The sequence below is a fragment of the Corallococcus sp. AS-1-6 genome (assembly GCF_020037015.1).
Classification (GTDB): domain Bacteria; phylum Myxococcota; class Myxococcia; order Myxococcales; family Myxococcaceae; genus Corallococcus.
Window position 1 is genome coordinate 74,912 of sequence record NZ_JAIQDE010000031.1, and the last position, 26,524, is coordinate 101,435.

The window sequence follows — 26,524 nt, forward strand, 5'->3', positions numbered from 1 at the left end:
CCGCCATGCCCCTGCGCTTCACGCTCCTGGCCCTGCTCGTTCCTCCCCTGCTGGTCGCGACGCTGCTCGTGCTCTTCGGGCACCCGGCGGGCGCGCTCGCCGCGGGGCTCGTCACGCTGGCGGGCTCCGCGCTCGCTCTGGGGACGAGCCGCGTGGCCATGGAGCGCCAGCTCCGCGCGCTGACCCAGAAGACGCAGTCGCTGGCGGCGGGCGTGGACGTGGCGCCGCCCGCGGGCCTGGAGCGCACGGACGACCTGGCGCAGTTGGAAGACGCCATCGACACGCTGGACGACAAGCTGTCCATGCGCGCCGCCGCGCTCAACCAGGAGGCGCGCATCCTCACCGCCGTGCTGGACGGCATGGCGGAGGGGCTCTGGGTGACGGACGCGGAGGGCACCGTGGTGCGCCACAACGACGCGCTCGCGGAGATGCTCCGGCCCGCCCACGGCGCCATCGTGGGCCAGCGTCCGCTGGCGCTCATCCGCAACGAGGCCCTCAACGACGCGGTGGCTCGCGCCTGCCACGAAGGCGCCTCCACGCGCCTGGAGCTGACGCTCGAGGGGCTGTACTCGCGCACCCTGGCCGTGCGCGTGACGCCCGTGGGGCGCGACCTGCCCGGCAGCGCCGCCGTCTTCCACGACGTCACGGAGCTGCGCCGGCTGGAGAAGGTGCGCAAGGACTTCGTGGCCAACGTCTCCCACGAGCTGCGCACGCCCATCACCGCCATCCGCGGCTACGCGGAGACGCTCCAGGGCGGCGCGCTCCAGGACACCCAGGTGGCGCCGAAGATGGTGGAGATCATCCACCGCCAGTCCGAGCGCCTCTCCGAGCTGGTGGAGGACCTGCTGGAGCTCTCCCGCCTGGAGGCGCGCGAGATGACCTTCCAGCGCACGGAGGTGCCCCTGGCCCTGGCCGTCTCCCGCGCCGCGGAGGGCGTGCGCCCCAAGGCCGAGGGCAAGAACCAGCAAATCGGGTTGCACGTACCGCCGGAGCTGGTGGCGCTGGGCGACGGGCGAGCCATCGAGCAGGTGCTCCTCAACCTGCTCGACAACGCGGTGAAGTACACGCCCGCGGGCGGCCGGGTGGACGTGGACGGAGCGTACGAGGGCGGCCGGTGTGTCGTGCGCGTGCGCGACACAGGCGTGGGAATCGAGCCCAAGCACCTTTCCCGGATTTTCGAGCGATTCTACCGGGTGGACAAGGGCCGCAGCCGGGACATGGGGGGGACGGGGCTGGGCCTTTCCATCGTGAAGCATCTGATGGGCGCGATGGACGGCGAGGTGAAGGTGGAGAGCCAGCCGAACGTGGGCAGTACCTTCGTCATTTTTCTACCCTCGGCGGCTGGCCCGACGGCGGCGACGGGCTAGGATGGGGGCGGCCATGCGGGTCGCCATCCTCGCGGACATTCACGGGAACCTTCCGGCCTGCGAGGCCGTGCTGGACGACATCACCAAATCGGTGGCGCCGGATTACATCGTCGCGGCCGGAGACCTGGCCCTGCGCGGCGCGCACCCGCGCGAGACGGTGGAGCTGCTCTTCAGCAAGTGCCACGCCCTCATCATGGGCAACACGGACGCGTACCTGGCCGGCAACTACCTGGGCGGTGCGTACCGCGAGCGCGACCACTGGAAGACGGAGCTGCTGCGCTGGACGCGCGACCAGTTGGGCGACGCGCTGCTCCAGCAGTTGGGACAGATGCCCTTCTCCCTGCGCTACACGCCGCGCAAGGGGCAGGACCTGTTCATCTGCCACGCGAACCCGCGCAACCTGGAGGAGTCGCTGGACCCCACGCTGGACGACCACGCCGTGCGCCGCTTCTTCACGCACCTGGACGCGGCCGCGTGCGCCTTCGGGCACCTGCACTTCCCCTACCGCCGGCGCGTGGGCCGGATGCTCATCGCGGACGTGGCCAGCGCCGGCATTCCGCGCGACGGCGACCTGCGCCCCGCCTACGGCGTCTTCACCTTCACGCCCAAGGGCTGGCGCGTGCAGATCCGCCGCGTGCGCTACCCGGTGCGCAAGGCCACCCAGGCCCTCACCGCGCGCCGCGTGCCCGGCGGGCCGCTGCTCATCCACAAGCTCGTGGAGGCGCGGTACCGCCACCACAACGCCCTGATGGAGGCCGCGCGGCGGCACTCGGGGCTGCCGCCTCCGGGGCCCGTGCTGCGTCCGCCGCCGGGGACCGGGGGCGCGCGCCCCACGCTCGCCGCGCCCTTCGAGAACAGCCCTCCGCCCGAGGTCGATCCGTCCACGCTGCCCCTGGACCTGGACGGCACGGTGACGGGCGCCTCGCCGCTGCCGCCCGACGCGCTCAACGACCTGGACGGGTGAGGCCCGCGCCCACCGGGTGCGTACGCGTGGGGCCTGCGCGTCCGGGAATGGACACGCGCTCCGTCACTTCTGACGGACAGCGGGCTTTTCGCACCGCGATATCCGCCTGGCCTCCCGCGCGCACAGGTGCACGAGGGCGGGCCGGGCCTTAGCAACAACCTCAGCGGCGACAACGCGGGAGGGGCCATGGTCGGGTGGATGGTCGGACTGTCGGTGGTGGCGGTGTCCCTGGCCGTCTCCGGAACAGAGGCTCCCTCCGAGACTCCGCCGCCCGCGCCGTACTGCGAGGGCGAGTACGCGGACAGCTACGCCGCGCTGTCCCGCAAGGCGCGGGCCTTCGAGCAGGCGATGCGGAAGAAGTACACGTACTGCGTGCGTAGCACCGCCGTGTACGAGTGCCTGTCCTACGGCGCGGAGGGCAACGTGCGCCGCACGCGCACGCCGGTGTCCGCGCACGGCACCGCGTTCGCGTACAAGCAGCAGGCCGGGGAGACGCTGCTGCTCACCAACGAGCACGTCGTGGAGTGGCCGGACGTCACCAGCGACGCGCACCCGGTGGACGGCGTGCCTTCCGGCTGCAAGCGCGTGAAGGACGGCCTGAGCATCGTGGAGAACGAGGCGGACAAGTACGACCGCGATGACATCCCGCTGTCCAAGGCGGTGGTGGATCCGCAGTTGGACCTGGCCGTCATCAGGTCCAAGGAGCCCCTGACGGTGATGCCGTGGAAGGTGGGCAGGAGCGCCGCCGTGCGCGAGCGCGACGTGGTGGACGTGCGCGGCTTCCCGCTGGGCGTCTTCAACGCCACCAACATGGGCAAGGTCATCTCCGCCTACGACCGCGACGAGTACAAGGAGTGGTACCACGACGACTTCGTCATCGACGCGCTCCTGTCCCAGGGCAACTCGGGGTCGCCCGTGCTCGCCATCTCCTGCAAGACGGGTGAGTTCGAGCTGGTGGGCGTCTACCACGCGGGCTACTCGCGAGGCAGCGCGCTCAACGTGGTGGTGGGAATCGACCAGGCGCGCGACCTGATGAACAACCTGCGCCGCACGCCCAGGCGCGCCATGGAGGGCACGACGCCGCTGGACGCACTGGCCCGCGCCCGCGTGGCGAAGCGCGCGGAGGTGTCCGCCACGCCCTTCTTCCCCTTCGGCTCGCGCACCGCGGCGGTGTTCCCACGCGCGGACGGGACCCTGCTCTTCGCGCTGTATGAACAGGACTTCCCGCGCCGCGTGCACCCGCTGCTCGTGATGGAGGACCTGCCCGTGGCGTCCGCGGACGAGGGCTTCGGGAAGGTGGGGCGCGTCTGGTTCGGAGGCGAGCGGGGCCTGCTGGAGCGGCCTCGCGCGGAGCAGGACGCGGAGCTGCAACAGCAGCTCTCCCGGTTGCTGGATGCGCTGCGCCGGGACGCGACGCTCGCGTTCTCGTACCAGGACTCGCTGCCGGGCTCGGACGAGTCCCGGCAGACCTTCGACACGTCGGCCCGGCTGGGAAAGACGCTGGAGCGCACCATCGTCGCGCACCGCGAGCTGAGCAACGCCGCCGCGGAGCTGGCGGACCGCTTCGCGCCGGACATCACCGAGCCCGCGACGCGGACGGAGTCCGTGCTGAAGAGCCCTCCGCCGCCCGGAATCCACCTGGGCCGCGCGGATGAGCCGGCGGGACAGCCCCCTGTCGTCGCGCCGCCCCGTGACACCGGAGCGCGCCAGCCCGCGAAGAGCACGCAGGGCAAGGGGGCCAGGACGCCCTCGGGCGGGTAGTCCGTTCGAAACGCGCCAGTCCCCGAAGAGCCCGCGGGCCCAACGGACAGGAGTCTGGCAAGCAGGCAGTCCGTCCGGAGGGCGGGCAGCCGGACGGGCGTCGCCGGAATTCGCCGTGCGGTCCCGGGAAGGGCCTTCCCGCCTCCGTACATTGGACAGGTGTGGAGGCCATGCCCGAACCCGCATCCGGCGCCGTACATCCCGACCTGAGGACGGGGGAACCCTCGCCCTGGCTGCGGCGGATCCTCCGGGGCATGCTGGGCCAGGAGCGGCGCTTCTGGGTGCTGGTGGTGGGCGTGGGCCTCATCTCCGGCCTGGGCGCGGTGGCGCTGCTCGCCGTGCTGCGCTTCACCCAGCACCTGTTCTGGCAGAGCACCACGGAGCACTTCCTGGAGGGCGCGCTCGCGTCGCCGGGCTGGCGCCGGTTCCTGGTGCCGGTGCTGGGCGGCGCGCTGGTGACGCTGGTGTCCCTGGTGGTGGGCCAGCCCCTGCGAGGCCACGGCACCGCGGGCATCATCGAATCCATCTGGGTGAAGTCCGGCCGGCTGCCCTTCCCTCGCGCGCTCTTGCGCGGCTTCGTGTCCATCATCGCGGTGGCCCTGGGCGCGCCGCTGGGCCGCGAGGGCGCGCTCCTCCAGACGGGCGCGGCGAGCGGATCCGCGCTGTCCGGGTGGCTGAAGCTGGGGCCGGGCCAGGCGCGCTTGCTGGTGGCGTGCGGCGCCTCGGCGGGCATCGCGTCCGCGTACAACGTCCCCATCGGCGCGGCCCTCTTCGGCCTGGAGGTGCTGCTGGGCAGCTTCGCGCTGGAGCTCTTCGGCCCCATCGTCGTGTCGTGCGTGGTGGCGACGCTCGTGTCGCGCACCCTCATCGCGGACCACCCCAGCTACGTCATCCCCCACTACGCCCTCACCCACCCGCGGGAGCTGGTGCTGGCGCTGCTGCTGGGCGTGCTCGTGGGCGGGGCCTCCGCGCTCTACGTGCGCGGCATCAACTTCACGTCGGACCTGCTGGACAGGCTGCCCTCGTGGCTCACCCCGTTCATGCCGCTGGTCGCGATGACCGTGGTGGGCGCCACCGCCGTCGCGTGGCCGTACCTCATGGGCAACGGCTACGACTCCGTGAACATGGCGTTGCACGGGACGCTGCCCCTCACGCTGCTGCTCATCCTGCCCCTGGCGAAGCTGGCGGTGACGTCGCTGTGCGCGGGCGCGGGGGTGCCGGGCGGGCTCTTCACCCCGTCCCTCTTCTTCGGCGCGCTGTTGGGCGGCGCGTTCGGGATGCTGGTGGAGCGGGCGCTCCCGGGGGGCGCGGCGCCCAGCGGGGCCTACGCGCTGCTCGGCATGGGCGCGGTGCTCGCGGGCACCACGCATGCGTCCGTGTCCGCGGTGCTGATGATCTTCGAGATGACCGGCGACTACGACCTCATCCTCCCGCTGATGCTCGCCGCGGTGGTGGCCGCCGTCGTCAGCCGCCGGCTGGAGCCGGAGTCGCTCTACACGTCCGTGCTCGCGAAGCGCGACGTTCGCGTGCCCGCCACCGTGCCGCACTGGCTGCGGGAGGAGGGCGTGCGCTCGCTCCTGTCAGCGGCCACGCAGCGGGTGCCGCCCTCCGCGCCCTTCGACGAAGTGGTGGTGCTGCTGCTGGAGCAGCCCGCGGGCGCGGACCTCTACGTCACCGACGCGGAGGGGCGCCTCCTGGGCGTCATCACCCTGGACGCGCTCAAGGGACACCTGCCGGACCACTCGCTGCTCCAGGCCACCGTGGCCGCGGACGTGATGGACACCGGCGTGAAGCCTATCACCCCGGACCTGTCCCTGGCGGAGGTGGCCGCGAGGTTCGGCCACACGGAGCTGGACCGGTTGCCCGTGGTGGACGGGAGCCGGCGCCTGCTGGGTTCGCTCTCCAAGGGCGACCTGCTCAAGCGGGGGCGCTTCTAGATGGAGCTGGAGCCCCGCACACGCGCGTGGAGCATCGTCGCGATGAGCCTGCTGTGCATCGTGCTCGCGTGGGTGCTGCTGCGCACGCCCCCCCGCCCCGGGCAGCACCGTCCCGAAATCCAGGAACCCACGGAAGAGCCCACCCATGGCAACCCCTACCGGGGTTGGCCGTTGTTCCAGGGTTGGCCCGTGCCGCAGCCCCCGGACACACCTCCTGCGCACGACACGCAGCCCTCCGACGCGTCCCGCCAACGTTGAGGGTCCACCGTCCCCTTGCCCTGGGGGGACGGTCCAGGGCGGGCGACCAGGCGGTCTCCGCGTGAAGCGCTTGCATGCGGGAGGGCCAGGAGGAAGATGGCCGTCGCCTTGGACGCCACTCCGTTCAACTTCGTCGCCATCGTGCTGTGTGTCTCCGTTGGAGCGGGCCTGCTGGGTTCGCTGCTGGGCCTGGGCGGTGGCCTCATCCTCATCCCCGTCCTCACGCTCGTGCTGAAGGTGGACATCCGCTACGCGGTGGGGGCCTCCATCGTGTCCGTCATCGCCACGTCCAGCGGCGCGGCGGCGGCGTACGTGCGTGACGGCCTGGCCAACATGCGCGTGGCCATGTTCCTGGAGCTGGCCACCGTGGCGGGCGCCGTCACGGGCGCGATGCTCGCGGGCATGGTGGGTGGCCGCGCGCTGTACTTCCTCTTCGGCGCGGTGATGGCCTATTCGGCGCTCGCGATGCTGCGCAAGCTGCGCGAGGACGGCGGCCCGCGCCAGGAGCCGCCGCCGGATGCCGTCGCGGACCGGCTGGGGCTGCACGGCAGCTACTACGACGTGTCCACCGGCGGCGAGGTGGCGTACCGCGTGCACCGGCCGCTCGTGGGCCTGGGGCTCATGTACATCGCGGGCACGGTGAGCGGCCTGTTGGGCATTGGCTCCGGCGCGCTGAAGGTGCCGGCCATGGACCTGGCCATGGGGCTGCCCATCAAGGTCTCCACCGCCACCAGCAACTTCATGATTGGCGTCACGGCGGCGGCCAGCGCGGGCATCTACTTCGCGCGCGGGGACATCGACCCGTTCATCGCCGGCCCCGTCTGCGTGGGCGTCACGCTGGGCGCGTTCGCGGGCTCGCGCTTCCTCACCAAGCTCAAGAGCGGCTCCCTGCGCATGCTCTTCGTGGCCGTGCTGCTGTGGGTGTCGTACGAGATGCTGTCCAAGGGGATCCACGGATGACCGAGCCCGCCGAACCTCCGTCTCCACCCGAGACGACCACCAGCGCCGCCGTCGCGCGGGACGAGGTGGTGCCGCTCACGCCGGAGCTGCTCATCAGCCAGCTCCTGCGCGGGGGCGTGCTGCTCAGCCTGTCGCTCGTCACCTGCGGCATGGTGATGACGTTCTTCCGCCACCCGGACTACTTCTCCTCGCCGGACGCGCTCCAGCGCCTCACCGCTCCCGACTCCGTGCCGCACCGGCTGCCGGACGTCTTCGAGGGCGTCATGGCCGTGCGCGGCCAGTCCTTCGTGATGGCGGGGCTCCTGGTGATGATCACCGTGCCCGTGCTGCGCGTGGCCCTGTCCCTGGGCATCTTCCGCGCGCAGAAGGACCGCGCCTTCGCCGCCATCACCACCGGCGTGCTCGCGCTGCTCCTGCTCGCCTTCCTCCTGGGCGGTGTGGAGTAGTCCACTCAGCAGTCCACCCGTTCGTCACTCCAGGCGTGCCGCCAGCCCGGGCGTCCCGGCGTGGAGCGCTTCAATGCGGCGCCTGCGTGCGCCAGCGATGAGCAGGTGCCAGCCAGCGGCGGCGAGCCCCAAAAGGAGGCAGCCGCCCCAGAGCACCCGGGAGCCCCCGTGCTGCAGCACCCACCCACCGAGCGCGGGGGCCACGAACGCGGCGAGTCCTCCCAGCATGTGGAAGGCCCCCTGGTAGCTCCCGCGCAGTTCGGGGGGCGACAGGTCCGACACCACGGAGGGCTTCAGGGGCGCCTGGACGATCTCCCCCAGGGTCCAGATGCCCACGGCGAGCGCGGCCAGCAGCGCGCCCTCCGTCACCGCGTGGAGCCCGAAGCCGATGCCGGTGAGGACGGCCGCCCCCGCGAGCGCGCTGGAGCGGCGCATCCGCCCGACGACGCGGCTGGCGAACGGCTGCACCAGCATGATGAGCAGGCCGTTGACCGCGAGCACCCCACCGAAGACCGCCGGGGACATGCCGCGAGCGGCCAGGTCCAGCGAGAGCGTGGCCTGGCCCTGGTAGAAGATGATGGCCAGGACCAGGACAGGCAGGCTGAAGGCGAGGAACACCGGGTCCCGGAACGGCTCCGCGGAGGACGGCCTCGCGCCCGGCGGCGGGCGTGAGCCCCGCGTCTCCGGCACCTTCCACCACACGAGCAGGCCGTAGAGGAACGTGGTGAGCGCGTCGGCCAGGAAGAGGATGCGGAAGCTGGACCGGGCCGCGAGCCCCGCCAGCGGGACGCCGATGGCGAAGCCCAGGTTCACCGCCCAGTAGAGCAGCCCGAAGGCTCGCGTCCGCTCCGGAGCCGGCACCAGATCCGTGACGGCCGCGGAGACGACGGGCCGGTACAGCTCCCCGAGGAACCCGGCCACCAGGGCCGCCACGGAGATCTCCGCGGGCGTCCGCGAGAAGCCGAGCAACACCATCCCGGCCGCGCCCGACCACAGCCCGCCGACGAGCGTGGTGCGCCGCCCCAGCCGATCCGCGAGCGCTCCGCCCACCAGTCCGGCCGCCACCGCCCCCACGCCATGGAGGGAGGCGACGAGCCCGGCCTGCGCCACCGACAGGCCACACTCCCGCGTGAGGTAGAAGGTCAGGAAGGGCACCACGAAGCCGCCCAGCCGGTTCACCAGCGTGCCCGCCCAGAGATACCAGTACGCCGCCGGGAGCCCTCCCGCGGTGGCATGGAGCTGCTCGGACAGGCGGGCCCGGAGGCCCTGGGGAGTGCCGTTCATGGTTCAAGCCTCGAGGGACGTGCGTGCCGCCGCTACTTCTTCGCCTCCCCCATGAGGGGGCCGAAGGTGTAGCCCTGACAGATGGCCGCGGTGCGGCGGACCTGGGGGTGCGGGTGCTCCAGCAGGCGCTGGACGTGCGCCTCCAGTCCCGGCAGCGCGGCATGGTTGAGCGTCAGGCTCACGAGCGCGTCGCACACGACCTGGACGTCCTCGGAGCGGAGCTGGGATTCGATGTCGGCGGGGGTCATGGGTGTCATCCTCGTGGCTCAGGCGAACTCGAAGTCCATGCGCTCGAGGATGCCCAGCTCGCTCGCCAGGTGCTTGAGGCCCGAGTAGTCCCGGACGAGCACGCGCGAGCCCGTCCGCCCCTCCAGGTCCCCGATGATCTCGTCCACGTGCTCGAAGCCGAGGTGCTCCAGGATGGCGCGCCACGTCTTGTAGTCGCTCGACGCGATGCCGCGCAGCGCCTCCGGCAGGGCCCGGATGAAGCACTCGCGCATCGCGTCGTTCATGTGGACGTAGACGGACTTGGCGATCTCCGCGAGGACCAGCGCGTGGGAGAACTCGTCGCGGTTGTGCAGCTCCGTCGTCATGCGGTTGATGGGCTGGATGGACTGATCCCTGGACAGCAGGTTCAGGTAGGCGTTGATGCTGATCTCCGTCACCACCGCGTAGGCGAGCGTGAGCAGGTCCTGCTCCCAGGCATCCGCCGCGCGCGCCCGGGCGGCCTGGAGCATGCGGCACGCGAGGGAGTCCGGGAGCAGGGACTCGTTGAAGACGAGCCCGCGCTTGCGCTCGGTGACGAGCGTGGCGCTCAGGTGCATGAACGTGTGGTAGTTCTCGTCGACCAGCGCCTGCACCACCGTCCGCTTGATGCCCGGATGGTTCGTCCCGGGGAAGCGCGCATGCAGGAGGAGCTCGAACGCCGGGTTGGCGATCTTCTCCTCGTTCATGATGGTGTTGCGGTTGTAGGCCATCCACGCCCAGGAGAGCAGGGCCTGCTTGCGCTCCTCGGGCGCCTCGGCGAAGCGCGGGTGGTCCCGGAACGGCACGAGGGCGATGGGGTAGTCCGGCAGCTCCGGCTGGAAGAGTCCCTCCAGGTCCAGCTCCGGCTTCTTCACCGTCGCGCGCCGCGGCCAGGTGGAGGCGATCTTGTCGAGGATGGCCAGCTCGACGGCCGCGTCCCGGGTCGAGGTGGGGGTGGGCGTGGGGTTCATGTTCAGGGTCTCCTGGTGTCCGGGTTCAAGCCGTTGCATGGGCCGCCTGGATGGCGTCCGCCAGCAGGTCCAGGCCCTTCTGGAGGGCCTCGATGTCGATGGTCAGCGGGGGCATGACCTTGAGCACGTGGCCATGGGCCCCGGAGGTCTCCGCGATGAGTCCCCGCTGGAAGGCCGCCTGGGACACCCGGCCCGCGACGCCCGGGTCCGCCCAGGTCAGCCCGCGCAGCAGGCCCCGTCCGCGCGGGGTGCAACCCCTCGCCCCCTCCTGGCGCGCGATGCCGCGGAGGCGCTCGTCCACGAGCGCGCACCGCACCTGGAGCTCCTTCTCGAAGAGGGGATCCGCCCAGAAGGAGAGCGCGGCCCGGGCGGCGACGAAGGCCAGGTTGTTGCCGCGGAAGGTGCCGCTGTGCTCCCCGGGCTGCTGCACGTCCAGCTCCGGCTTCACCAGCACCAGCGCCATGGGCAGGCCCAGGCCGCCAATGGACTTGGAGAGGGTGACGACGTCGGGCACGAGCCCCGCGTCCTCGAAGCTGAAGAAGGTGCCCGTGCGCCCGCAGCCCGCCTGGATGTCGTCGACGATGAGCAGGATGCCCTTGCGCCGGGCCAGGGCCTGGAGCCGCTGGAGCCAGCCCCTGCTCGCGGCGATGACGCCGCCCTCCCCCTGCACCGTCTCCAGGATGAAGGCCGCCGGAAGCTCCACGCCGCTGCCCGGATCCTCCAGCAGCGCCTCGACGTACTCGAGCGTGTCCCGGCCCTCACCGAAGTACCCGTCGAACGGCATCCGCGTGACATGCGCGAGGGGAAGGCCCGCGCCCGCACGCTTCATCGCCGTGCCCGTCGCCGCGAGCGCCCCGAGCGACATCCCGTGGAAGCCATTGGTGAACGCGATGACCGACGCGCGCCCCGTGGCCTTGCGGACGATCTTCAGGGCCCCCTCCACGGCGTTGCTCCCCGTGGGGCCGGTGAACTGGATGCGGTAGTCCAGCTCCCGGGGCTTGAGGATGACGTCCACCAGGGCCTGCATGAAGTCGCGCTTGGCCTGCGTGTGCAGGTCCATCGAGTGGGTGATGCCGTCCTGCTCGAGGTACTCGATGACCTGACGCTTGATGACCGGGTGGTTGTGTCCGTAGTTGAGGGCACCCGCGCCGGAGAGGAAGTCGGTGTACTCCCGCCCCTCCTCGTCCCAGAGGCGGTGCCCCAGCGCGCGGCTGAAGACCGCCGGGAACTTCCGGCAGTAGGTGCGGACCGCCGACTCGTGCTCGTCGAAGATGGCGCGGGGACTTGCGTGAAGGGTCGCGGCAGGCTTCTGCATGGTTTCACCCCAGGGGGATTCAGCGATTGCGGGTTGGCGGTGGTTCAGGGCGTCGCGGCCCAGGGGTCGATGGAGCGCAGCTCCTCCTGCTCGCCCGGGCTCAGCCTGGACGGCGGGGAGAGCGGGAAGTCGCCCGCGAGCGTCAGCCGCAGCATCTCCGCCACCTTCCGCGCGATGACCTCCTGCGTGTAGACGCCGGGGAAGGCGGAGACCGGGTGCTCGGCGGTGGGCGGGAAGTACTTGCCCTTGAAGGAAGGCAGGAAGACGGAGTCCCAGACGTTGATGGACTGGCCGCCGCAAGGCGCCTTGCCGCTGAAGATGCTGTAGACGGGGAGCGCCTGGGGCGAGGGCCGGCACAGCGCCTGGTTGACGGGCTCGCCCACCATCTCCAGCACCAGGCCGCACGCGCCCAGGTCCCGCACCCGCCGGCTGCCCGCGAAGATCTCCCGGGCCTCGGCGAGCGTGTCGCCGTAGCGCCGGGTGACGCCTCCCTGCGGGGTGTAGCCCAGGTGGGCGATGACGGCGAAGCCCTCCTGGCACAGCGCCTCCAGGACGGCGAGGGACGCGTCGGAGGTGACCTCCACCTTCAGCACCTCCGCGCCCGCCTCCACCATCACCTCCGCGCTCCGCAGCGCCACCGCCGGCGTCGAGGCCGCGCCGTCCGGCATGTCGCCCAGGAGGAACGGGCGGCGGTAGGCGGGGAACGCGCGGGTCATCGCCCCGCGCACCTCCTGGAGGAGCGTGAGCATCTGATCCATGCCCCACACCTGCTCCTCCACCGTCGCCAGCCGGGTGCTGGGGCGGCCCAGGTGCGTCATGAAGTACGAGTCGCCCACCATCAGGCACTCGAGGCGGCAGTTGCGCATCAGGTCCAGGGACTCCATGGCCCGGCCCAGCGCCTCGACCTCATAGCCCCGGTACAGGTTCACCTTCAGGCCCAGGGCCTGGCGGGCGGCCCGCTCCCGGGCCTGCCCCACGACGAACTCCCAGAGGCTCATCGGAGCCGGCTGGCGGACCTTGCGTGCGACCGCGTGTGCTTCGTGCGTGCGAGACATGCGCTCTCCCCCCTCAGGGTGCGTGGGTGTAGACGGCGTTCAGGCGTTGAATGGCGATGCGGAGGTCCTCGTGGCCGACCGCCGTGAAGCACAGCCGCGCGAACGGGCGGCAGTGCTGGCCGAAGGCGATGCCCGGCGCGACGGAGACGCCGGCCTGGATGGCGCGGGCGAAGAACTCGCTTTCGCTCCCGTGCTTCCATTGGGAGAGGTCCAGGAAGGTGTAGAAGCCCCCCTCCACCCGGGTGCAGGGCACCTTCAGCTCCCGCATCGTGATGTCGCGGGCCTCGCGGGCCCGGGCGCGGTGCCCCTCCAGGACGTCCGGGGGCGTGCCCAGCGCCTGGAAGGCCCCGTACTGGGAGGCGCTCGCCAGCGAGTAGAGCGAGTACAGCCCCCACTTCTTCATCCGGAGCGCCATGGCCTCCGGGGCGACCACGAAGCCCACGCGGTAGCCCGGCATCGCGTACGTCTTGCTGAAGGAATGGACGGAGAACGTGCGGTCCGCCGCGTCCGGGAGCTGGGAGATGTCCAGGAAGCCCGGCTCCGTGAAGTCATAGAGCGCGTAGGCGTTGTCGGAGATGAGCCACAGCTCGTGGCGCCGCGCGAACCGCGCCAGCCGCTCCTGGGCCTCCCGGTCGAGCGAGAAGCCCGTGGGGTTGTTCGGGGTGTTGAAGTAGATGGCGCGCGTCCTCGGCGTCACCGCCGCCTCGAGCGCCGCGACGAAGTCGAAGTGCCGATCCCGGCTCAGCTCCAGGAAGACGGGGACCTCCACGGGACGGCCGCCCGCCGCGCGCACCAGGCCCGTCACGAACAGCCACTGCGGCGACATGATGAGGACCTCGTCGCCTGGCTGGAGCATGGCCCGGAGCGCGGACCCGATGCCGTGCGTCGCCCCGCAGGTGATGACGACGTGCTCTTCGCGGACCTGCTGGCGCGACTGCTCCCGCAGGTGCTCCACGATCCTCCGCCGCAGCATGGGGATGCCGCCCGGCGGCGCGTGCTCGTGGGCGCGTAGCGCGAAGTCCGAGTGCTGCCAGTCGTGCATGCGGGCACAGGGCGCGAAGGTGCTCTTGCCCTGGTGCAGGCGCAGGAAGTGCGGGTGCTTCAGCTCCGCGATGCGCTTCTCGATGTCGTCGAAGACGGAGAGCGGGATGTCGTCCAGGGCGGGGTTGTGCGGGGTCATGGGAACTCCGGGAGAGGACAGGGGGCGGTCGTGCACGGGCATGGGCATCACTCCCTCGCGTGGGCCTGGGCGGACGTCACCCGGGGGGCCTCGACGGCGAGCTCACGGGCCCAGCCAGCGAGCTCCGGGTCATCCGTCGCGGTCAGCCGGTCCCGCAGCTCCGACAGGGCCGAGGGGCGCTCCGTCGAGGACCAGAAGAGGCCATGGCTGAGATGGCGGGCGTAGCGGGGGTCCTTCTTCTTCAGCGCCAGGTCCACCGCCCGGACATAGTTCCACCGCAGATGCGGGTAGATGGAGTGGGCCAGGTGGTAGTGGTCCGTGGCGGGGAAGATGGCGTGCCTCACCAGCCAGCCGAGCGGCCCCGAGTAGTCCGTGGGGCGCCCGTTGATGCACTCGCGCGCCACCCGGTCCTCTTCGTCGCAGTGGACGTACCAGCGATGCTCGGCCAGGACGGAGATCCACGAGTACAGCGGGTAGGCCGTGACGAGCGGCAGGAGGAAGCCCAGCAGGAGCCCCTTCGGCCCGAAGGCCCAGGTGAACCCCGCCACCACTCCAGCGACGACCAGCACCCGCACGGCGAGGTTGGACACCCGCTGGTTGCGCAGGCTGTTGATGGCCATGGCACGGAAGGTCTCCGCGAACCCCGCGGCCGTGAGCGGGTGGAGGAGCTTCCAGTGGAACTGCGCCCGCGTCAGTCCGGGGACGAACCCCACGGAGATGAACCGGGTGACGTTCGGATCCCGGCCCGGCTCGTTCGCGTGATGGTGGTGATCCAGGACATGGTAGGTGTAGCGGTGGTGCATGTCTGGTTTGAAGCAGGGGTACTGGAAGAAGACGTTGGAGAGCGCCCACTGCCATGGCCGTGACTTGCAGAGGCCCGAGTGGGTCGCGGTATGGGCCGCCTCCTGGAGCGCCCGGAACCGGGTCCCCACGAACAGCACGAGCAGCACATAGAGCGCGGGGTGCGCGAAGTGCGCGGCGGCGAGGTTGGCCGCGAGGATGTCGCACCACGACCAGAGGAACGGGAAGAGCGCGAAGAGGGCGTCGAACCGCTGGTAGTACCGCTCGCCCTTCCGGGCGGTCCCCTCGAGCTTGAGCAGGCGGAGGATGCGCTGGGAGTCGCGGTAGTAGAGGGCGTCCGCGGCGCGGAGCGCCAGCGCGACCGCGAGGAAGGACAAGGCGTGCACGGGCGCCGTCGAAAGGTCTGGCATCGGCGTTCTCCTGGGCGTTCCTGGGCAGGGCCGGGCCAGGGGGCGTCGCGCGGAAGGGCGCGGCCCGCTGGGTTTCCGGCAAAGGGGAGTCCATTCGCGGCCCCTGGGGGGACGCGTGGGTGGGAGGAAGGCGGTGGGAAGGGACCTGGGGCGGCCGTTATCGCGGACGCCGCCCGGCGCGCGGGTCAGTACTCCTCGTTCGGGGCGTACTCACTGACGTCGGGTTGCAGGTGCGGCTGGGCGGCGATGAACGCCGGCAATGTCATACAGTGGTCGTGGATGCGCTTCAGCGTGGGGTAGGCATCCAGGGGGAGCTTGAAGCGCTCGGCGTTGTAGACCTGCGGCACCAGGCACAGGTCCGCCAGGGTGGGCGTGTCCCCGTGGCAGCACTTCCCCCGGTGCGGGCTGCGCTCCAACATGCGCTCCAGCGCCTCGAAGCCGGTGACGGCCCAGTGGCGGTACCACTCCATCTTCTCTTCCTGCGAGTGGCCCAGGGGCTGCGTGAGGTACTTCCTCACGCGCATGATGTTCAGCGGGTGGACGTCACAAGCGACGTACAGCGCGAGGCTCCGGACGCAGGCGCGGGCGGCGGGCTCCCGGGGCAGCAGCGGCGGCTCCGGGTGCCGCTCCTCCAGGTACTCGATGATGGCCAGGGACTGGCTGATGGGGACCTCTCCCTCCACGAGCAGCGGCACCAGGCCCTGGGGGTTGAGCGCGAGGTAGCGCTCCGTGAACTCGGGCTCCCCCTTCCTCAGGCCGCGAACGCCCTGGTACTGGTACGCGAGGCCCTTGAGGTTCAGCGCGATGCGGACCCGGTAGGAGGCCGTCGAGCGGTAGTAGCTGTAGAGCTTCAGACTCATGGTTGCTCCTTCCTCCAGGTGGTGTGGCCCTCGAACCAGGTGGCGGCCTCGCGGATCCGCGACTGGAGCTGCTCCTCGGACTCGCCCTTCAGGATGAACCCCGCCAGGTAGTCTCCGGACTTGTAGCCCCCGTGGTGCGTCTGTCCGGGCTTCCCGTTGAGGCGCAGTTGGTGGACGCCGGGAGGCGGCGTGCCCTCGGGGAGCCCGGTGAGGAGGCCGTCCCGGGGGTAGACGACGCACCAGCCCGACATCCGTCCGTCGGCGCCGGGGCTGCGGGCCGGCGGGACGTCCACCGGCAGCCCGCATTGCGCGTTGAACCAGTTCCGGTCCAGGTTGAACCCACGGCCCAGCTCGAAGGTCGTGTTGAAGCGGCAGCCCGCCGTGCGGCTGGCGATTTCACAGAGCACCAGCCGGTCATCCGGGGTGTGCCAGACCTCCGCATGGAAGGTCATATGTGGGGGAGTCGGCAGGGCCCGCAGGGCCTGCCGGGTGAACCGGTTGAGGCGCTCGCGCAGGGGATGGGCCTCCCGGAGGAGGTACCCCCCGAGGAACTCGTCCCGCTGAAACGAAAGGCAATCATTGACATACGTCGAGGGGTGGATCTCCACGACCTCCGAATGGGCCATCAACCCATCCACGTGGTACATCGTGCCCTCGACGAACTTCTCCACCGCCATGTCCGGCGCAATGCCTCTCACCAGCAGGGCCTCCAGCGCCGCCTCGTCACGGATGACCCGCGTGTCCAGGGAGCCGGAGCCCAGCACCGGCTTGATGACGACCGGGAGGCCGTGGGCCTCGACGAACTCGAGCAGATCACAGGCGGTGGTGACGCGCGCGGCCACCGCGACCGGGACGCCCCCCTCCCGGAGGCGGGCCTTCATCAGCAGCTTGTCCCGAAAGACAAGCGCGCTCTGGAAGCCCTGCCCCGGAAGGCCCAGCGCATCCCGGAGCCTGCCCGCGCGGAGGATGTCCACCTCGCCCTTGGCGAACAGGGCGCAAAAGCCAATCTCTTTCGCCAGGCGGAGGGCCGTCTGCTCGACCTGGCCATTGGTCCGGTAGTTGGGAAAGGACCACACGCGGGGAAGGTGGCGGTAGCCCGGGGCCTTCTCCTCGGAACACAGGAGGGTGAGCTGGAGATCCGTCCCCGCGGCCCACTCGTCGTAGGGCGTGTCCTCATGGTCCGTGTTGACCAGGACCAGGACCTGTCGTGTCGGATGGGGAGCCGGCGCGCCTTCGAGGTTCATTGTCTCTCTAAACAAGCAAAATTGGACATCCAAATCTAATACGGCATCCGCCAATTTCCTGGCAGTTCCATGGCGGTGCCGCGTGTGCCTTTTTGGGTAGCGGCAATTTTCCTCTGGCGGATGAACTACCGCCCCCCGGGCCGCCGGTGTGGATACGCGGCGGAAACGAGAACCCGGTCGTGCGTGCTCCACACGGCAGTCCACCCGTTCGTCACATCCCCGCGGGCGCGAAACGCACTACAACGCCCGCCCATGGCCGAACGCGACCTGCCCCTCCTCCTCGTGCGCCACGCCGTGGCCGAGGACTCCCACGCCCTGGGCGACGAGGCCCGTGCCCTCACACCCCAGGGCCGCGCCGCCTTCCGTCAGCACGCGAAGAAGCTCACGCGCCTCACGCCGCTCATGGGCATCATCACCAGCCCCCTGGTGCGCGCGGTGCAGACTGCGGAGCTGCTCGCGGACGCGCTCGGCCTGTCCCATGTGGAGGTCCACCCCGCGCTCGTCCCCATGAAGGGCGCGGCCCGCCACGTGCTCAAGCTGGCGCGCGACGTGGGCCCGGGCTGGGCGCTGGTGGGACACAACCCCTCGCTGGAGCGCGCCGCCGCGCTCGCGCTGGGCCATGCCCTGCCGGACAAGCTCCGCAAGGGCTGCGCGGTCGCGCTGCGGCCCGAGGGGCGCGTGTTCACCCTGCAATGGATGGCGGCGCCGGGGCGCTCCCTGCGGCGCCCGTGAGCCGCCCTCGCGGGCGATGAGGCGCGCGCGAAGAGAGGCCTGTCCCGGAAAGATGCGGCCCTCCCCTCCCGGAGGCTTGCGTAACCCCCCCGTCACATGCAGGGATCAGCCTTGCCCCAGGCTGTTCGTGCATTCGTGACCCATGCGTCCCCTCCAGGCCACAGCCCTCGCGGTTCCCGGCGCCGGACACGGCCTGGAGCATGCGCGCGCGTCGGTCGTGGCGCGCGTGAGCCACCTGCTGAAGCTGAAGCTGATCGCGCTGGTCCTCATCGGGCTCGGGGTCCTGCCCGGGGTGATGGCGCCCTCGAAGCCCTTCACGCCCATCGTCCCGATGAGCGAGGGCCAGGGCCCCCAGAGCCCCTCCGAGGAAGACCACCCCCGAGCCGACGTCGGCATCAAGGTCTTCGCGGAGAAGCACCGCCGCTCGGGCGGCCTGTTCGTCGAACCGGTCCCCGCGGAATGCGGCCTGGCCGCGTTCCTCGCCTCGCTGCGGCCCGCGCTGCGCGGCGTGGCCCTCGTGGCCCCGCCTGACGCGCTGGATGCGCCGGACATCGCGCTGCGCCGCAGACAACTGCCGCGCCGCGCGGCCCTGGACGAAGAAGCCGCCGTCTGACGTTCGCGGTCCCCCGCCGGTCGCGCGGCCGTCCGCACCGCACCGTCGCCTTCACGGGCTTCATGGCCCCTGATGCGCGCGGCGTGGACGCCGCCACGCGGGGCGCACCCAACACACGCAATGGCGACGGTCACGGCGCGGAGGCGCCAGGCCGTACGCCGAGGATGGCCTCGCGCAACCCGGGCGAGGACAAGCGGCGCGGACGGCCCCGTCCCCCTTCTCCCCGGGGCCCGTCCGCGCCCGTCGTTTTTCCCGCGCACCGTCCCGTGACGGACGTGACGCACTTGTTGCCGGCGCGTCACGTAGGCGCGAAGCGATGCGCGCACAGTACGTGCCCGCCATGTCCCACGTACTCATCGTCGACGACGAGCGCGACCTCGCGGAGCTCATCGACTTCAACCTGCGCGGCGCGGGCTTCACCACGCGCGTGGCCTTCACCGGGGAGGCGGCGCTCACCGCCGCGCGCGAGCAGTCCCCGGACGTGGTGCTGCTGGACCTGATGCTGCCGGACCTGTCCGGCATCGAGGTCTGCCGCCACCTGCGCGCCAACCCCCGCCTGCGCGACGTGCTCATCGTCATGCTCACCGCGAAGAGCGAGGAGGCGGACCGCATCCGCGGCTTCGAGGTCGGCGCGGACGACTATGTCGTCAAGCCCTTCTCCGTGCGCGAGCTGGTGCTGCGGCTCAAGGCCATCCTCCGGCGCACGTCCTCGCCCCAGGAGGGCACCCCGCCCCTGGCGCTGGGCCCCCTGCGCCTGGACGTCACCCAGCACCGCTTCTTCGTGGAGGAGAAGGAGACGCCCCTCACCGCGCTGGAGTTCCGCCTGCTGGAGTACCTCATGGCCCGGCTGGGCCGGGTGCAGACCCGCGAGCAACTGCTGGAGCAGGTCTGGGGCCTGTCCAGCGCGCTGGAGACGCGCACCATCGACACGCACGTGATGCGCCTGCGCGACAAGCTGGGCCCTGCCCGCGCCCTCCTGGAGACGGTGCGCGGGGTGGGCTACCGCATCGTGGACCCGGCGGCCGGGTAGCCAGGCGCCCGCTTCCGTTACCCATTTGTCACGCAAGGGCCGTCAAACGGCCACATCTGCTCCATAGATCGTCACGCGACCTCGACTCCCGTCGGGGAGGAGACACCTCATGAAGAAGACTCTGCTCTCAAGCTTCGTCGCCTTCGGGCTCGCCGTCCTCCCGCTGACCGCCCAGGCAGGCACGGTGACGGTGAAGGGCTCGGACACCATGGTCATCCTCGCCCAGCGCTGGGCGGAGGCGTTCATGAAGAAGAACCCCGCCACGAAGATTCAAGTGACGGGCGGCGGCTCCGGCACGGGCCTGGCGGCCCTGCAGAACGGCACCACCGACATCGCCATGTCCAGCCGGGAGATCAAGGAGGCGGAGGCCGCGAAGATCCGCGCCCGCAACAACGCCCCGCCCACCGCGCTGTCCGTGGCCAAGGACGGCGTCACCTTCTACGTCAACGAGACGAACAAGGTGGACGCGCTCTCGGCGGAGCAGCTCAAGTCCATCTACCTGGGCGACACGACGAACTGGAAGGACGTGGGCGGGCAGGACGCCCCCATCGTCCCGTACTCGCGTGAGAACTCCTCCGGCACCTACGTCTTCGTGAAGGACCACGTGCTGGGCGGCGAGGACTTCGCCCCGGAGGCGCAGACGCTCCCCGGCACGGCCGCGGTGGTCAACGCGGTGGCCAAGGAGAAGAACGGCATCGGCTACGGCGGCGCCGCGTACGGCAAGGGCATCAAGGAGCTGAAGGTGAAGAAGGGCAACGAGTCCTTCGCCCCCAGCGCGGAGAACGTGAAGAGCGGCAAGTACCCCCTGTCGCGCGACCTGTTCTTCTACCTGGGCAAGCCGCCCGCGGGCGAGGTGAAGGCCTTCATCGACTTCGCGCTGTCCGCCGAGGGTCAGGCCATCGTCACCCAGGTCGGCTACTTCCCTGTGAAGTAGTTGGCGTCACGCGATTGTCACCCGGCGCGGGGTTCCCATGTTGGATAGACAGGCCGTCATGCAGGAGCAGGACCTCGCGCCCCCGGTGGCGCTGCCCACGCTGTCGCCCGCGGCACGCCGGCGCCAGGTGAAGGAGAAGGCCATCGCCGCGTTGATCACCGCGGTGGCCTTCACGGGCATCGCCGCCCTGGTGCTCATCCTCGTCTTCGTGGCGAAGGAGGCCCTGACGCTCGTCACCGACGCGGCGGCGCGCGAGGAGGCCAGCTTCTCCAAGATGTTCCTCCCGCAGATGGTGCGGAAGGGAAGGCCCCTGGGCTACGTGTGGCAGCCGGTGTCCGGCGTCCCCAAGGTCAGCATGATCCCGCTCTTCATCGGCACGCTGAAGACGACGGCCGTGTCCATGCTGGTGGCCGTGCCCCTGGGCATCTTCGGCGCGCTGTTCGCCGCGGAGTTCGCCCCGCGCCGCCTGCGTGAAATCCTCAAGCCCACCATCGAGCTGCTCGCCGGCATCCCGTCCGTGGTGCTGGGCTTCTTCGCGCTGATGGTGATGGCCTCCTTCCTCCAGGAGACGTTCGGCTTCACGTCCCGGCTCAACGCGGTGGTGGCGGGCCTGGGCCTGGCGCTGGCCATCGTGCCGGTCATCTTCACGGTGACGGAGGACGCGCTCACCGCCGTGCCGCGCAGCTACCGGGAGGCGTCCCTGGCGCTGGGGGCCACCCCCTGGGAGACGGCGTGGAAGGTGGTGCTCCCGGCGGCGGCCCCCGGCATCCTCGCCGCGTGCGTGCTGGGCTTCGGGCGCGCCATCGGTGAGACGATGATCGTCCTCATGGCCTCCGGCAACGCCGCCATCGTGTCCTGGAACCTGGGCGACTCCGTCCGGTCGCTGTCCGCCACCATCGCCGCGGAGATGGGCGAGGTGGTGGTGGGCAGCCCGCACTACGCGCTGCTCTTCTTCATCGGCGTGGAGCTGTTCCTCTTCACCTTCGTGCTCAACCTGCTCGCGGGGATGTGGACGAAGAAGGTCATCCAGCGGCTCAAGGGAGGTGCGGGGTGAAGCACGCCACACGCAAGGTCGTGGGCCTGTCGCTCATGTCCCTCACGGGGCTGGCCTCGTTCGTCATGGTGGCCATGCTGGCCCTCATCCTCCTGGACGTCGTCCAGGGCGGCTGGAGCCACGTGTCCTGGCGGTTCCTCACGCAGGCGCCCACGGACGGGATGATGGGCGGCGGCATCTTCCCCGCCCTCTTCGGCACCGCGGCGCTCACGCTGCTGATGACCCTGGCGGTGATGCCGGTGGGCGTCCTCACGGCGGTGTACCTGCACGAGTACGCGCCGCCCTCCAGCCTCCTGGCCCGCGCGGTGCGCGTGGCGGTGGCGAACCTGGCGGGCGTGCCGTCCATCGTGTTCGGCCTCTTCGGCCTGGGCTTCTTCATCCTCTTCGTGGGCAAGGGCCTGGACCGCGCGCTGGGCTACGAGGAGCTGCACTGGGCCCAGCCGGGCATCCTCTGGGCGTCGCTCACGCTGGCGGTGCTCACCCTGCCCGTCGTCATCGTGTCCACGGAAGAAGCGCTGCGCGCCGTGCCGCAGGAGCAGCGCACCGCGAGCCTCGCGCTGGGGGCCACCCAGTCGCAGACGCTGGCGCGGGTGGTGCTGCCGGGCGCGCTGCCGGGCATCCTCACCGGCGCGGTGCTGGCCGTCTCCCGAGGCGCGGGAGAGGTGGCCCCCATCCTCTTCACCGGCGCGGCGTACTTCCTGCCGGACCTGCCCACGAGCCTGAACTCGCAGTTCATGCACCTGGGCTACCACACCTATGTGCTGGCCACGCAGTCGCCGGACGTGGAGGCCACCCGTCCGCTGCTCTATGCGACGGTGCTGGTGCTGCTGCTGCTCACCTTCGCCCTGAACCTGGTCGCGGTCCTCATCCGCACGCGCACGCGCCGCAAGGCCGCGGCCGGACACTGACGCTCTTCATCCCATGCCCCTCTCCTCCGCCACGCCGCGCAACAAGATGGAAGCCCGCGAGCTCACCCTGCGCTACGGCAGCAAGGTGGCCATCAAGCAGGTGAGCCTGGCCATCCCCGAGCACAAGGTGACGGCGCTCATCGGCCCGTCCGGCTGCGGCAAGTCCACCTTCCTGCGCTCGCTCAACCGGATGAACGACCTCATCCCGGGCGCGAACCACGACGGCAGCGTGTTCCTGGACGGCCGCAGCATCCACGACCGCGCCCTGGACGTGGTGGACCTGCGCCGGCGCGTGGGCATGGTGTTCCAGAAGTCCAACCCCTTCCCCAAGTCCATCTTCGAGAACGTCGCCTACGGCCTGCGCGTGGGCGGCCTCAAGGACAAGGCGAAGCTCGCCGCCCGGGTGGAGAAGTCCCTGCGCGGCGCGGCGCTGTGGGACGAGGTGAAGGACCGGCTGGACGAGAGCGCCCTGGGCCTGTCCGGCGGCCAGCAGCAGCGCCTGTGCATCGCGCGGGCGCTCGCGGTGGAGCCGGAGGTGCTGCTGATGGACGAGCCCGCGTCCGCGCTGGATCCCATCGCCACGGCGAAGATCGAGGAGCTCATCCACGAGCTCAAGGCCACGTACACCATCGCCATCGTGACCCACAACATGCAGCAGGCCGCGCGCGTGAGCGACCGGACGGCTTTCTTCTACATGGGCGAATTGGTGGAGTGCGGCCCCACGGAGCAGATCTTCACCAACCCCCACGAGAAGCGCACGGAGGACTACGTCACCGGGAAGTTCGGCTGAACGCCCGCGCGACGGAACAGGACGACATGGCGGCCACGCACACCGACAAGGCATTCGAGCAGGACCTGCGCAACCTGCGCGAGAAGCTGCTCGCCATGGGGGCCAAGGTGGAGGCCCTCATCTCGCAGAGCACCCGCGCCCTCACCGACCGCGACTCGGCGCTGGCGGAGCAGGTGGTGGGCGCCGACCGCGAGGTGAACCGGCTGGAGGTCGACATCGACGACCTGTGCCGCCGCATCCTCGCCCTGCGCCAGCCGGCCGCGTCCGACCTGCGCCTCATCACCACGGCGCTGAAGATCGTCACCGACCTGGAGCGCATTGGCGACCTGGCGGTGAACATCGCCGAGCGCGCCATGGACCTGAACCAGGTGCCGCCGCTGGCGCCGTACGTGGACACGCCGAAGCTGGCGGAGCTGGCGCAGCAGCAGGTGAAGAAGGCCCTGGACGCGTTCGTGTCCGGGGACGCGGCCAAGGCGGAGGACGTCCTCAAGGGGGATGACCTGCTGGATGCCCTCTTCCTGAAGATCTTCAACGAGCTCTTGGCCTACATGATGGAGGACTCGCGCAACATCCGCCGGGCCACGGCGCTGATGTTCATCGCGAAGCACCTGGAGCGCATTGGCGACCACGCGCTCAACGTGGCGGAGATGGTCATCTACATGGTGCGCGGCAAGGACGTGCGCCACCCGCGCAGCCGCGACCTGGAGTAGGCGGCTTCACCGGGGTGTCACGGCGAGTTGGCCGTCCCGCCGCCCCGCCGCCCCGGTCCCGCCTTGTGGGGCTTCTAGGGTGGCGACATGCTCATCGCCTCCAGCCTCCTCCTGGCCGCGTCCGCAGTGGGCCTCGTCGCCCTCCTCCTCCAGGCGCTGTTCGTGCGCCGCCACCGCCGCGCCGTCCCCCGGGCCCCCACGCACCAGCCCGGCCTGTCCATCCTCAAGCCGCTGTGCGGCGTGGATGACGACCTGGAGGCGAACCTCGCCCGGTTCGCCCAACTGCCCTACCCCCACTATGAAGTGCTGCTGGGCGTGAAGGACGCGCGCGACCCGGCCTACCCGGTGGCGCGGGCCGCGCAGGCGAAGTGGCCCCACGTCATGCGCGTGGTGCTCCAGGAGGGCGAGCCCGGCCTCAACCCCAAGGTGAACCAGTTGGTGACGCTGTCGTCCGAGGCCCGGTTCGACCTCTGGGTGGTGAGCGACAGCAACACCCGCGTGGGGGACGGCTACCTGGAGGAGATCGCCGCCGCCTTCGAGGACCCCACGGTGGGCTGCGTGACGCACCCGGTGGCGGGGCTGGGAGAGCGGAGCTTCGGTTCGCTCCTGGACAACCTGCACCTGTCCTCCAGCGCGGCGGCGGGGATGATCGCCGCGAAGCACGCGGCGGACCGGGACATCGTGGTGGGCAAGTCCATGGCGCTGCGCCGCGAGGACGTGGAGGCGCTGGGCGGCTTCTTCTCCGTGAAGGACGTGCTGGCGGAGGACTACGTCATCGGCCAGTGGGTGACGCGCAAGCTGGGCAAGCGCGTGGTGCTGGCGCACGCCCCTGTCTTCAACGTGTCCCTGCGCAAGAGCGTGGACGCCTTCTTCCAGCGCTACCTGCGCTGGAGCGTCATTCACCGCACAGCGGTATCGCCCTCGACGTACGCGGCGCAGGCGCTCCTCAACCCGGTTCCACTCGCGGTGCTGGGCGCGGTGTTCCACCCGTCCGCCCTCACGGGCCTGGCGGCGCTGGCGGTGGCGCTGGGCAAGGTCTGGGTGGACGTGGCGGTGTTCCGCGCGCTGCGGCCCCAGCCGGTTCCCCTGCGCGCCGCGCCCGCGGTGCTGGTGAAGGACGCGCTGCTCTTCGCCGCGTGGTGGCACGGAGCGTTCCGGCGCACGGTGGACTGGCGCGGCACCCGTTTGCGCGTGGTGTCAGGCACGCGCCTGGTGCCGATGCGCGCCCGTGGCACTCGCGCGGCGGAGTGGATCCCCAGCAACGGGGTGGGGTGAACGACGCTGGCCCAACTTTTGACGAACCTTCGTACAGCAACCCTCGCCGCTCGAAGAGTCGATGCCTATCTCCTTCAGCATGCCCTCCCTGAAGCTGGCGCATCTTTCAGATCTTCACCTGGACATGAGCCGCGAGAGCGACGCCTCCGCGTCCTCCTTGGTGAAGGCCCTGGCGGCGCAGGAGGTGGATCACGTGGTGGTGACGGGAGACCTCACGCACCGCGGCTCCCACGCCGAGTTCCAGCGCTTCCGTGAACACTTCTCTCCCTGGATGGAGACCGGACGCCTCACCTTCATCCCCGGCAACCATGACCGGCCCGGCGAGGATGTGGGCAGCGGCTTCATGGAGGGTCGCAAGGTCCACACGGTGGAGAAGGCGGGCCTCTTCCTGGTCTGCGTGGACTCCACCGGTGAGCACAACCGCAACTATTTCCACAGCCACGGCGAGCTGACGGAGGGCGTCGTGGACGAGGTGGACCGCGCGCTGGGCGCGGCGCCGAAGGACGCGCTGGTCGCGGTGCTGCTGCACCACCACGTGATGCCGCTACCGCTGGAGAGCTTCCCGGAGTGGATCGCCACGAAGTTCGGGCTGCCCCACGCGTCGGAGCTGGCGTTGGGAAGCCGACTGCTGGAGCGCGTGGGCGGCCGGGCCGACCTGGTGCTGCACGGCCACCGGCACATCCCCAACGAGACGGACCTGGGCACCCCGGGCGAGCGCGCCCTGCGCGTCTACAACTCGGGCAGCAGCACGGACCTGGGCCGCTTCCGCGTCTTCAGTCACATGGCCGGCCGGCTGGTGGGCGAGCCCGCGTGGTGTCAGGCGTCGGAGCCGGCGAAGCCGCGCACGGCGGTCCACAACGTCCGCCCCGCCCTCCAGTACCTGGTGGGCCAGTTGGGCATGGCGCTGTTCTAGGGCCTGGCCGGCCGCCTGCTGGAGGCTGTCCCCCACTTCACGTGCCGCGAATGCCAGCGGGTCCCCGGAAGGTTCTCCCCAGGTCAGGAGGATGCTTGGGGCGACTCGCGCTGGATGATGGGGCTCGGAAGGTCCTGGTCGTGGATGACGACGCGGACTGGAGGGAGTTCCTCCGGGTGAGCCTGGAGGACCTCGGCTATGAGACGACCGAGGCGGCGGACGGACAGGAGGCGCTCGACTCGCTCAAGCGGGGCGAGCGCTTCGGGGTCATGCTGCTGGACCTGAACATGCCGGGGATGAGCGGCCTGGAGGTGGTGGAGAAGCTGCCTCGCGCGGCCACCAACCCGCGCATCGTCTTCCTCACCTCCGCCGCGGCGCAGGATGTGGGTAGCGCACTCATGTCGGGTCCCCACTACTACCTGCCCAAGGGTGCGAGTCGCGACCAATTGTCGCTCCTCCTGCAATCGCTGGGGGTGTAGGACGGGAGGGGTCACCCGCCGCTCTGG

The 26,524-nt window shown here is 70.8% G+C and carries 27 protein-coding genes; 18 read left to right on the plus strand and 9 right to left on the minus strand.

Annotated features, from left to right (window positions below; all coding sequences use genetic code 11):
- The first annotated feature begins 5 nt into the window (after positions 1 to 5).
- The 7 genes from K8612_RS32625 to K8612_RS32655 all read left to right on the plus strand — a co-directional run bounded on the left by K8612_RS32625 (position 6) and on the right by K8612_RS32655 (position 7,693).
- Positions 6 to 1,367 carry a cell wall metabolism sensor histidine kinase WalK gene (locus K8612_RS32625; RefSeq protein WP_223743816.1) on the plus strand — a complete coding sequence of 454 codons (1,362 nt, stop codon included), beginning with the start codon at positions 6 to 8 and terminating at the stop codon, positions 1,365 to 1,367.
- A gap of 13 nt (positions 1,368 to 1,380) precedes the next feature.
- The gene (locus K8612_RS32630) at positions 1,381 to 2,331 is read left to right on the plus strand and encodes a metallophosphoesterase (protein ID WP_223743815.1); all 951 of its coding nucleotides are present in this window, start codon (positions 1,381 to 1,383) and stop codon (positions 2,329 to 2,331) included.
- A gap of 186 nt (positions 2,332 to 2,517) precedes the next feature.
- The gene (locus K8612_RS32635) at positions 2,518 to 4,092 is read left to right on the plus strand and encodes a S1C family serine protease (RefSeq protein ID WP_223765094.1); all 1,575 of its coding nucleotides are present in this window, start codon (positions 2,518 to 2,520) and stop codon (positions 4,090 to 4,092) included.
- Between the two features lie 170 nt (positions 4,093 to 4,262).
- On the plus strand, positions 4,263 to 6,029 hold the full coding sequence (locus K8612_RS32640) for a chloride channel protein (protein WP_223765095.1): 1,767 nt from the start codon (positions 4,263 to 4,265) through the stop codon (positions 6,027 to 6,029).
- Positions 6,030 to 6,287, plus strand: a complete 258-nt coding sequence (locus K8612_RS32645; protein WP_223765096.1) for a hypothetical protein — start codon at positions 6,030 to 6,032, stop codon at positions 6,285 to 6,287. It abuts the gene before it with no gap.
- A gap of 96 nt (positions 6,288 to 6,383) precedes the next feature.
- Entirely contained in the window at positions 6,384 to 7,247 is an 864-nt protein-coding gene (locus tag K8612_RS32650) for a sulfite exporter TauE/SafE family protein (protein ID WP_223743811.1), read from the plus strand.
- A complete protein-coding gene (locus K8612_RS32655; protein WP_223765097.1) occupies positions 7,244 to 7,693 on the plus strand; it encodes a DUF1634 domain-containing protein in 450 nt (149 codons plus the stop codon). The genes K8612_RS32650 and K8612_RS32655 overlap by 4 nt, the downstream gene beginning before the upstream one ends.
- A 24-nt stretch (positions 7,694 to 7,717) precedes the next feature.
- On the opposite strand, the gene K8612_RS32660 is transcribed toward K8612_RS32655, so the two are convergent.
- From K8612_RS32660 to K8612_RS32700, 9 genes are all read right to left on the minus strand, one after another.
- Entirely contained in the window at positions 7,718 to 8,977 is a 1,260-nt protein-coding gene (locus tag K8612_RS32660; RefSeq protein WP_223743809.1) for an MFS transporter, read from the minus strand.
- 32 nt (positions 8,978 to 9,009) lie between these two features.
- Positions 9,010 to 9,225 carry a hypothetical protein gene (locus K8612_RS32665; RefSeq protein WP_223765098.1) on the minus strand — a complete coding sequence of 72 codons (216 nt, stop codon included), beginning with the start codon at positions 9,223 to 9,225 and terminating at the stop codon, positions 9,010 to 9,012.
- 18 nt (positions 9,226 to 9,243) lie between these two features.
- On the minus strand, positions 9,244 to 10,194 hold the full coding sequence (locus K8612_RS32670) for a diiron oxygenase (protein ID WP_223765099.1): 951 nt from the start codon (positions 10,192 to 10,194) through the stop codon (positions 9,244 to 9,246).
- Between the two features lie 25 nt (positions 10,195 to 10,219).
- Positions 10,220 to 11,509 (minus strand): diaminobutyrate--2-oxoglutarate transaminase, encoded by a 1,290-nt coding sequence (gene ectB, locus K8612_RS32675; RefSeq protein ID WP_223765100.1) that lies wholly within the window; start codon positions 11,507 to 11,509, stop codon positions 10,220 to 10,222.
- A gap of 44 nt (positions 11,510 to 11,553) precedes the next feature.
- Positions 11,554 to 12,564, minus strand: a complete 1,011-nt coding sequence (locus tag K8612_RS32680) for a 3-methyl-2-oxobutanoate hydroxymethyltransferase (RefSeq protein ID WP_223765101.1) — start codon at positions 12,562 to 12,564, stop codon at positions 11,554 to 11,556.
- A gap of 13 nt (positions 12,565 to 12,577) precedes the next feature.
- The gene (locus tag K8612_RS32685) at positions 12,578 to 13,744 is read right to left on the minus strand and encodes a pyridoxal phosphate-dependent aminotransferase (RefSeq protein WP_223765102.1); all 1,167 of its coding nucleotides are present in this window, start codon (positions 13,742 to 13,744) and stop codon (positions 12,578 to 12,580) included.
- A 47-nt stretch (positions 13,745 to 13,791) separates the two neighbouring features.
- Positions 13,792 to 14,955 carry a fatty acid desaturase gene (locus K8612_RS32690; protein WP_223765103.1) on the minus strand — a complete coding sequence of 388 codons (1,164 nt, stop codon included), beginning with the start codon at positions 14,953 to 14,955 and terminating at the stop codon, positions 13,792 to 13,794.
- 185 nt (positions 14,956 to 15,140) lie between these two features.
- On the minus strand, positions 15,141 to 15,815 hold the full coding sequence (gene maiA, locus K8612_RS32695) for a maleylacetoacetate isomerase (protein ID WP_223765104.1): 675 nt from the start codon (positions 15,813 to 15,815) through the stop codon (positions 15,141 to 15,143).
- Entirely contained in the window at positions 15,812 to 17,059 is a 1,248-nt protein-coding gene (locus K8612_RS32700) for an acetyl-CoA carboxylase biotin carboxylase subunit family protein (protein WP_223765105.1), read from the minus strand. The genes maiA and K8612_RS32700 overlap by 4 nt, the downstream gene beginning before the upstream one ends.
- 252 nt (positions 17,060 to 17,311) lie before the next feature.
- Between K8612_RS32700 and K8612_RS32705 the strand changes: the two genes are divergently transcribed.
- The 11 genes from K8612_RS32705 to K8612_RS32755 all read left to right on the plus strand — a co-directional run bounded on the left by K8612_RS32705 (position 17,312) and on the right by K8612_RS32755 (position 26,497).
- Positions 17,312 to 17,791 (plus strand): histidine phosphatase family protein, encoded by a 480-nt coding sequence (locus K8612_RS32705; RefSeq protein ID WP_223743800.1) that lies wholly within the window; start codon positions 17,312 to 17,314, stop codon positions 17,789 to 17,791.
- Between the two features lie 142 nt (positions 17,792 to 17,933).
- A complete protein-coding gene (locus K8612_RS32710) occupies positions 17,934 to 18,404 on the plus strand; it encodes a hypothetical protein (RefSeq protein ID WP_223765106.1) in 471 nt (156 codons plus the stop codon).
- A gap of 340 nt (positions 18,405 to 18,744) precedes the next feature.
- A complete protein-coding gene (locus K8612_RS32715; RefSeq protein WP_223743880.1) occupies positions 18,745 to 19,434 on the plus strand; it encodes a response regulator in 690 nt (229 codons plus the stop codon).
- Between the two features lie 109 nt (positions 19,435 to 19,543).
- Positions 19,544 to 20,368, plus strand: coding sequence for a phosphate ABC transporter substrate-binding protein (locus tag K8612_RS32720; RefSeq protein ID WP_223743798.1), 825 nt, complete (start codon positions 19,544 to 19,546; stop codon positions 20,366 to 20,368).
- 58 nt (positions 20,369 to 20,426) lie between these two features.
- A complete protein-coding gene (gene pstC, locus K8612_RS32725; RefSeq protein ID WP_223743797.1) occupies positions 20,427 to 21,422 on the plus strand; it encodes a phosphate ABC transporter permease subunit PstC in 996 nt (331 codons plus the stop codon).
- Positions 21,419 to 22,330, plus strand: a complete 912-nt coding sequence (pstA, locus tag K8612_RS32730; RefSeq protein WP_223765107.1) for a phosphate ABC transporter permease PstA — start codon at positions 21,419 to 21,421, stop codon at positions 22,328 to 22,330. Before pstC ends, pstA begins: the two co-directional genes overlap by 4 nt.
- A gap of 46 nt (positions 22,331 to 22,376) precedes the next feature.
- Positions 22,377 to 23,120 (plus strand): phosphate ABC transporter ATP-binding protein PstB, encoded by a 744-nt coding sequence (gene pstB / locus K8612_RS32735; protein ID WP_223743879.1) that lies wholly within the window; start codon positions 22,377 to 22,379, stop codon positions 23,118 to 23,120.
- 26 nt (positions 23,121 to 23,146) lie between these two features.
- Complete coding sequence (gene phoU, locus K8612_RS32740; protein ID WP_223743795.1) at positions 23,147 to 23,830, plus strand: phosphate signaling complex protein PhoU; 684 nt, start codon at positions 23,147 to 23,149, stop codon at positions 23,828 to 23,830.
- Between the two features lie 87 nt (positions 23,831 to 23,917).
- Positions 23,918 to 25,105, plus strand: coding sequence for a ceramide glucosyltransferase (locus K8612_RS32745; RefSeq protein WP_223743794.1), 1,188 nt, complete (start codon positions 23,918 to 23,920; stop codon positions 25,103 to 25,105).
- 79 nt (positions 25,106 to 25,184) lie between these two features.
- The gene (locus K8612_RS32750; protein WP_223765116.1) at positions 25,185 to 26,018 is read left to right on the plus strand and encodes a metallophosphoesterase; all 834 of its coding nucleotides are present in this window, start codon (positions 25,185 to 25,187) and stop codon (positions 26,016 to 26,018) included.
- A 50-nt stretch (positions 26,019 to 26,068) separates the two neighbouring features.
- On the plus strand, positions 26,069 to 26,497 hold the full coding sequence (locus K8612_RS32755; RefSeq protein WP_373692153.1) for a response regulator: 429 nt from the start codon (positions 26,069 to 26,071) through the stop codon (positions 26,495 to 26,497).
- Positions 26,498 to 26,524 lie beyond the last annotated feature (27 nt).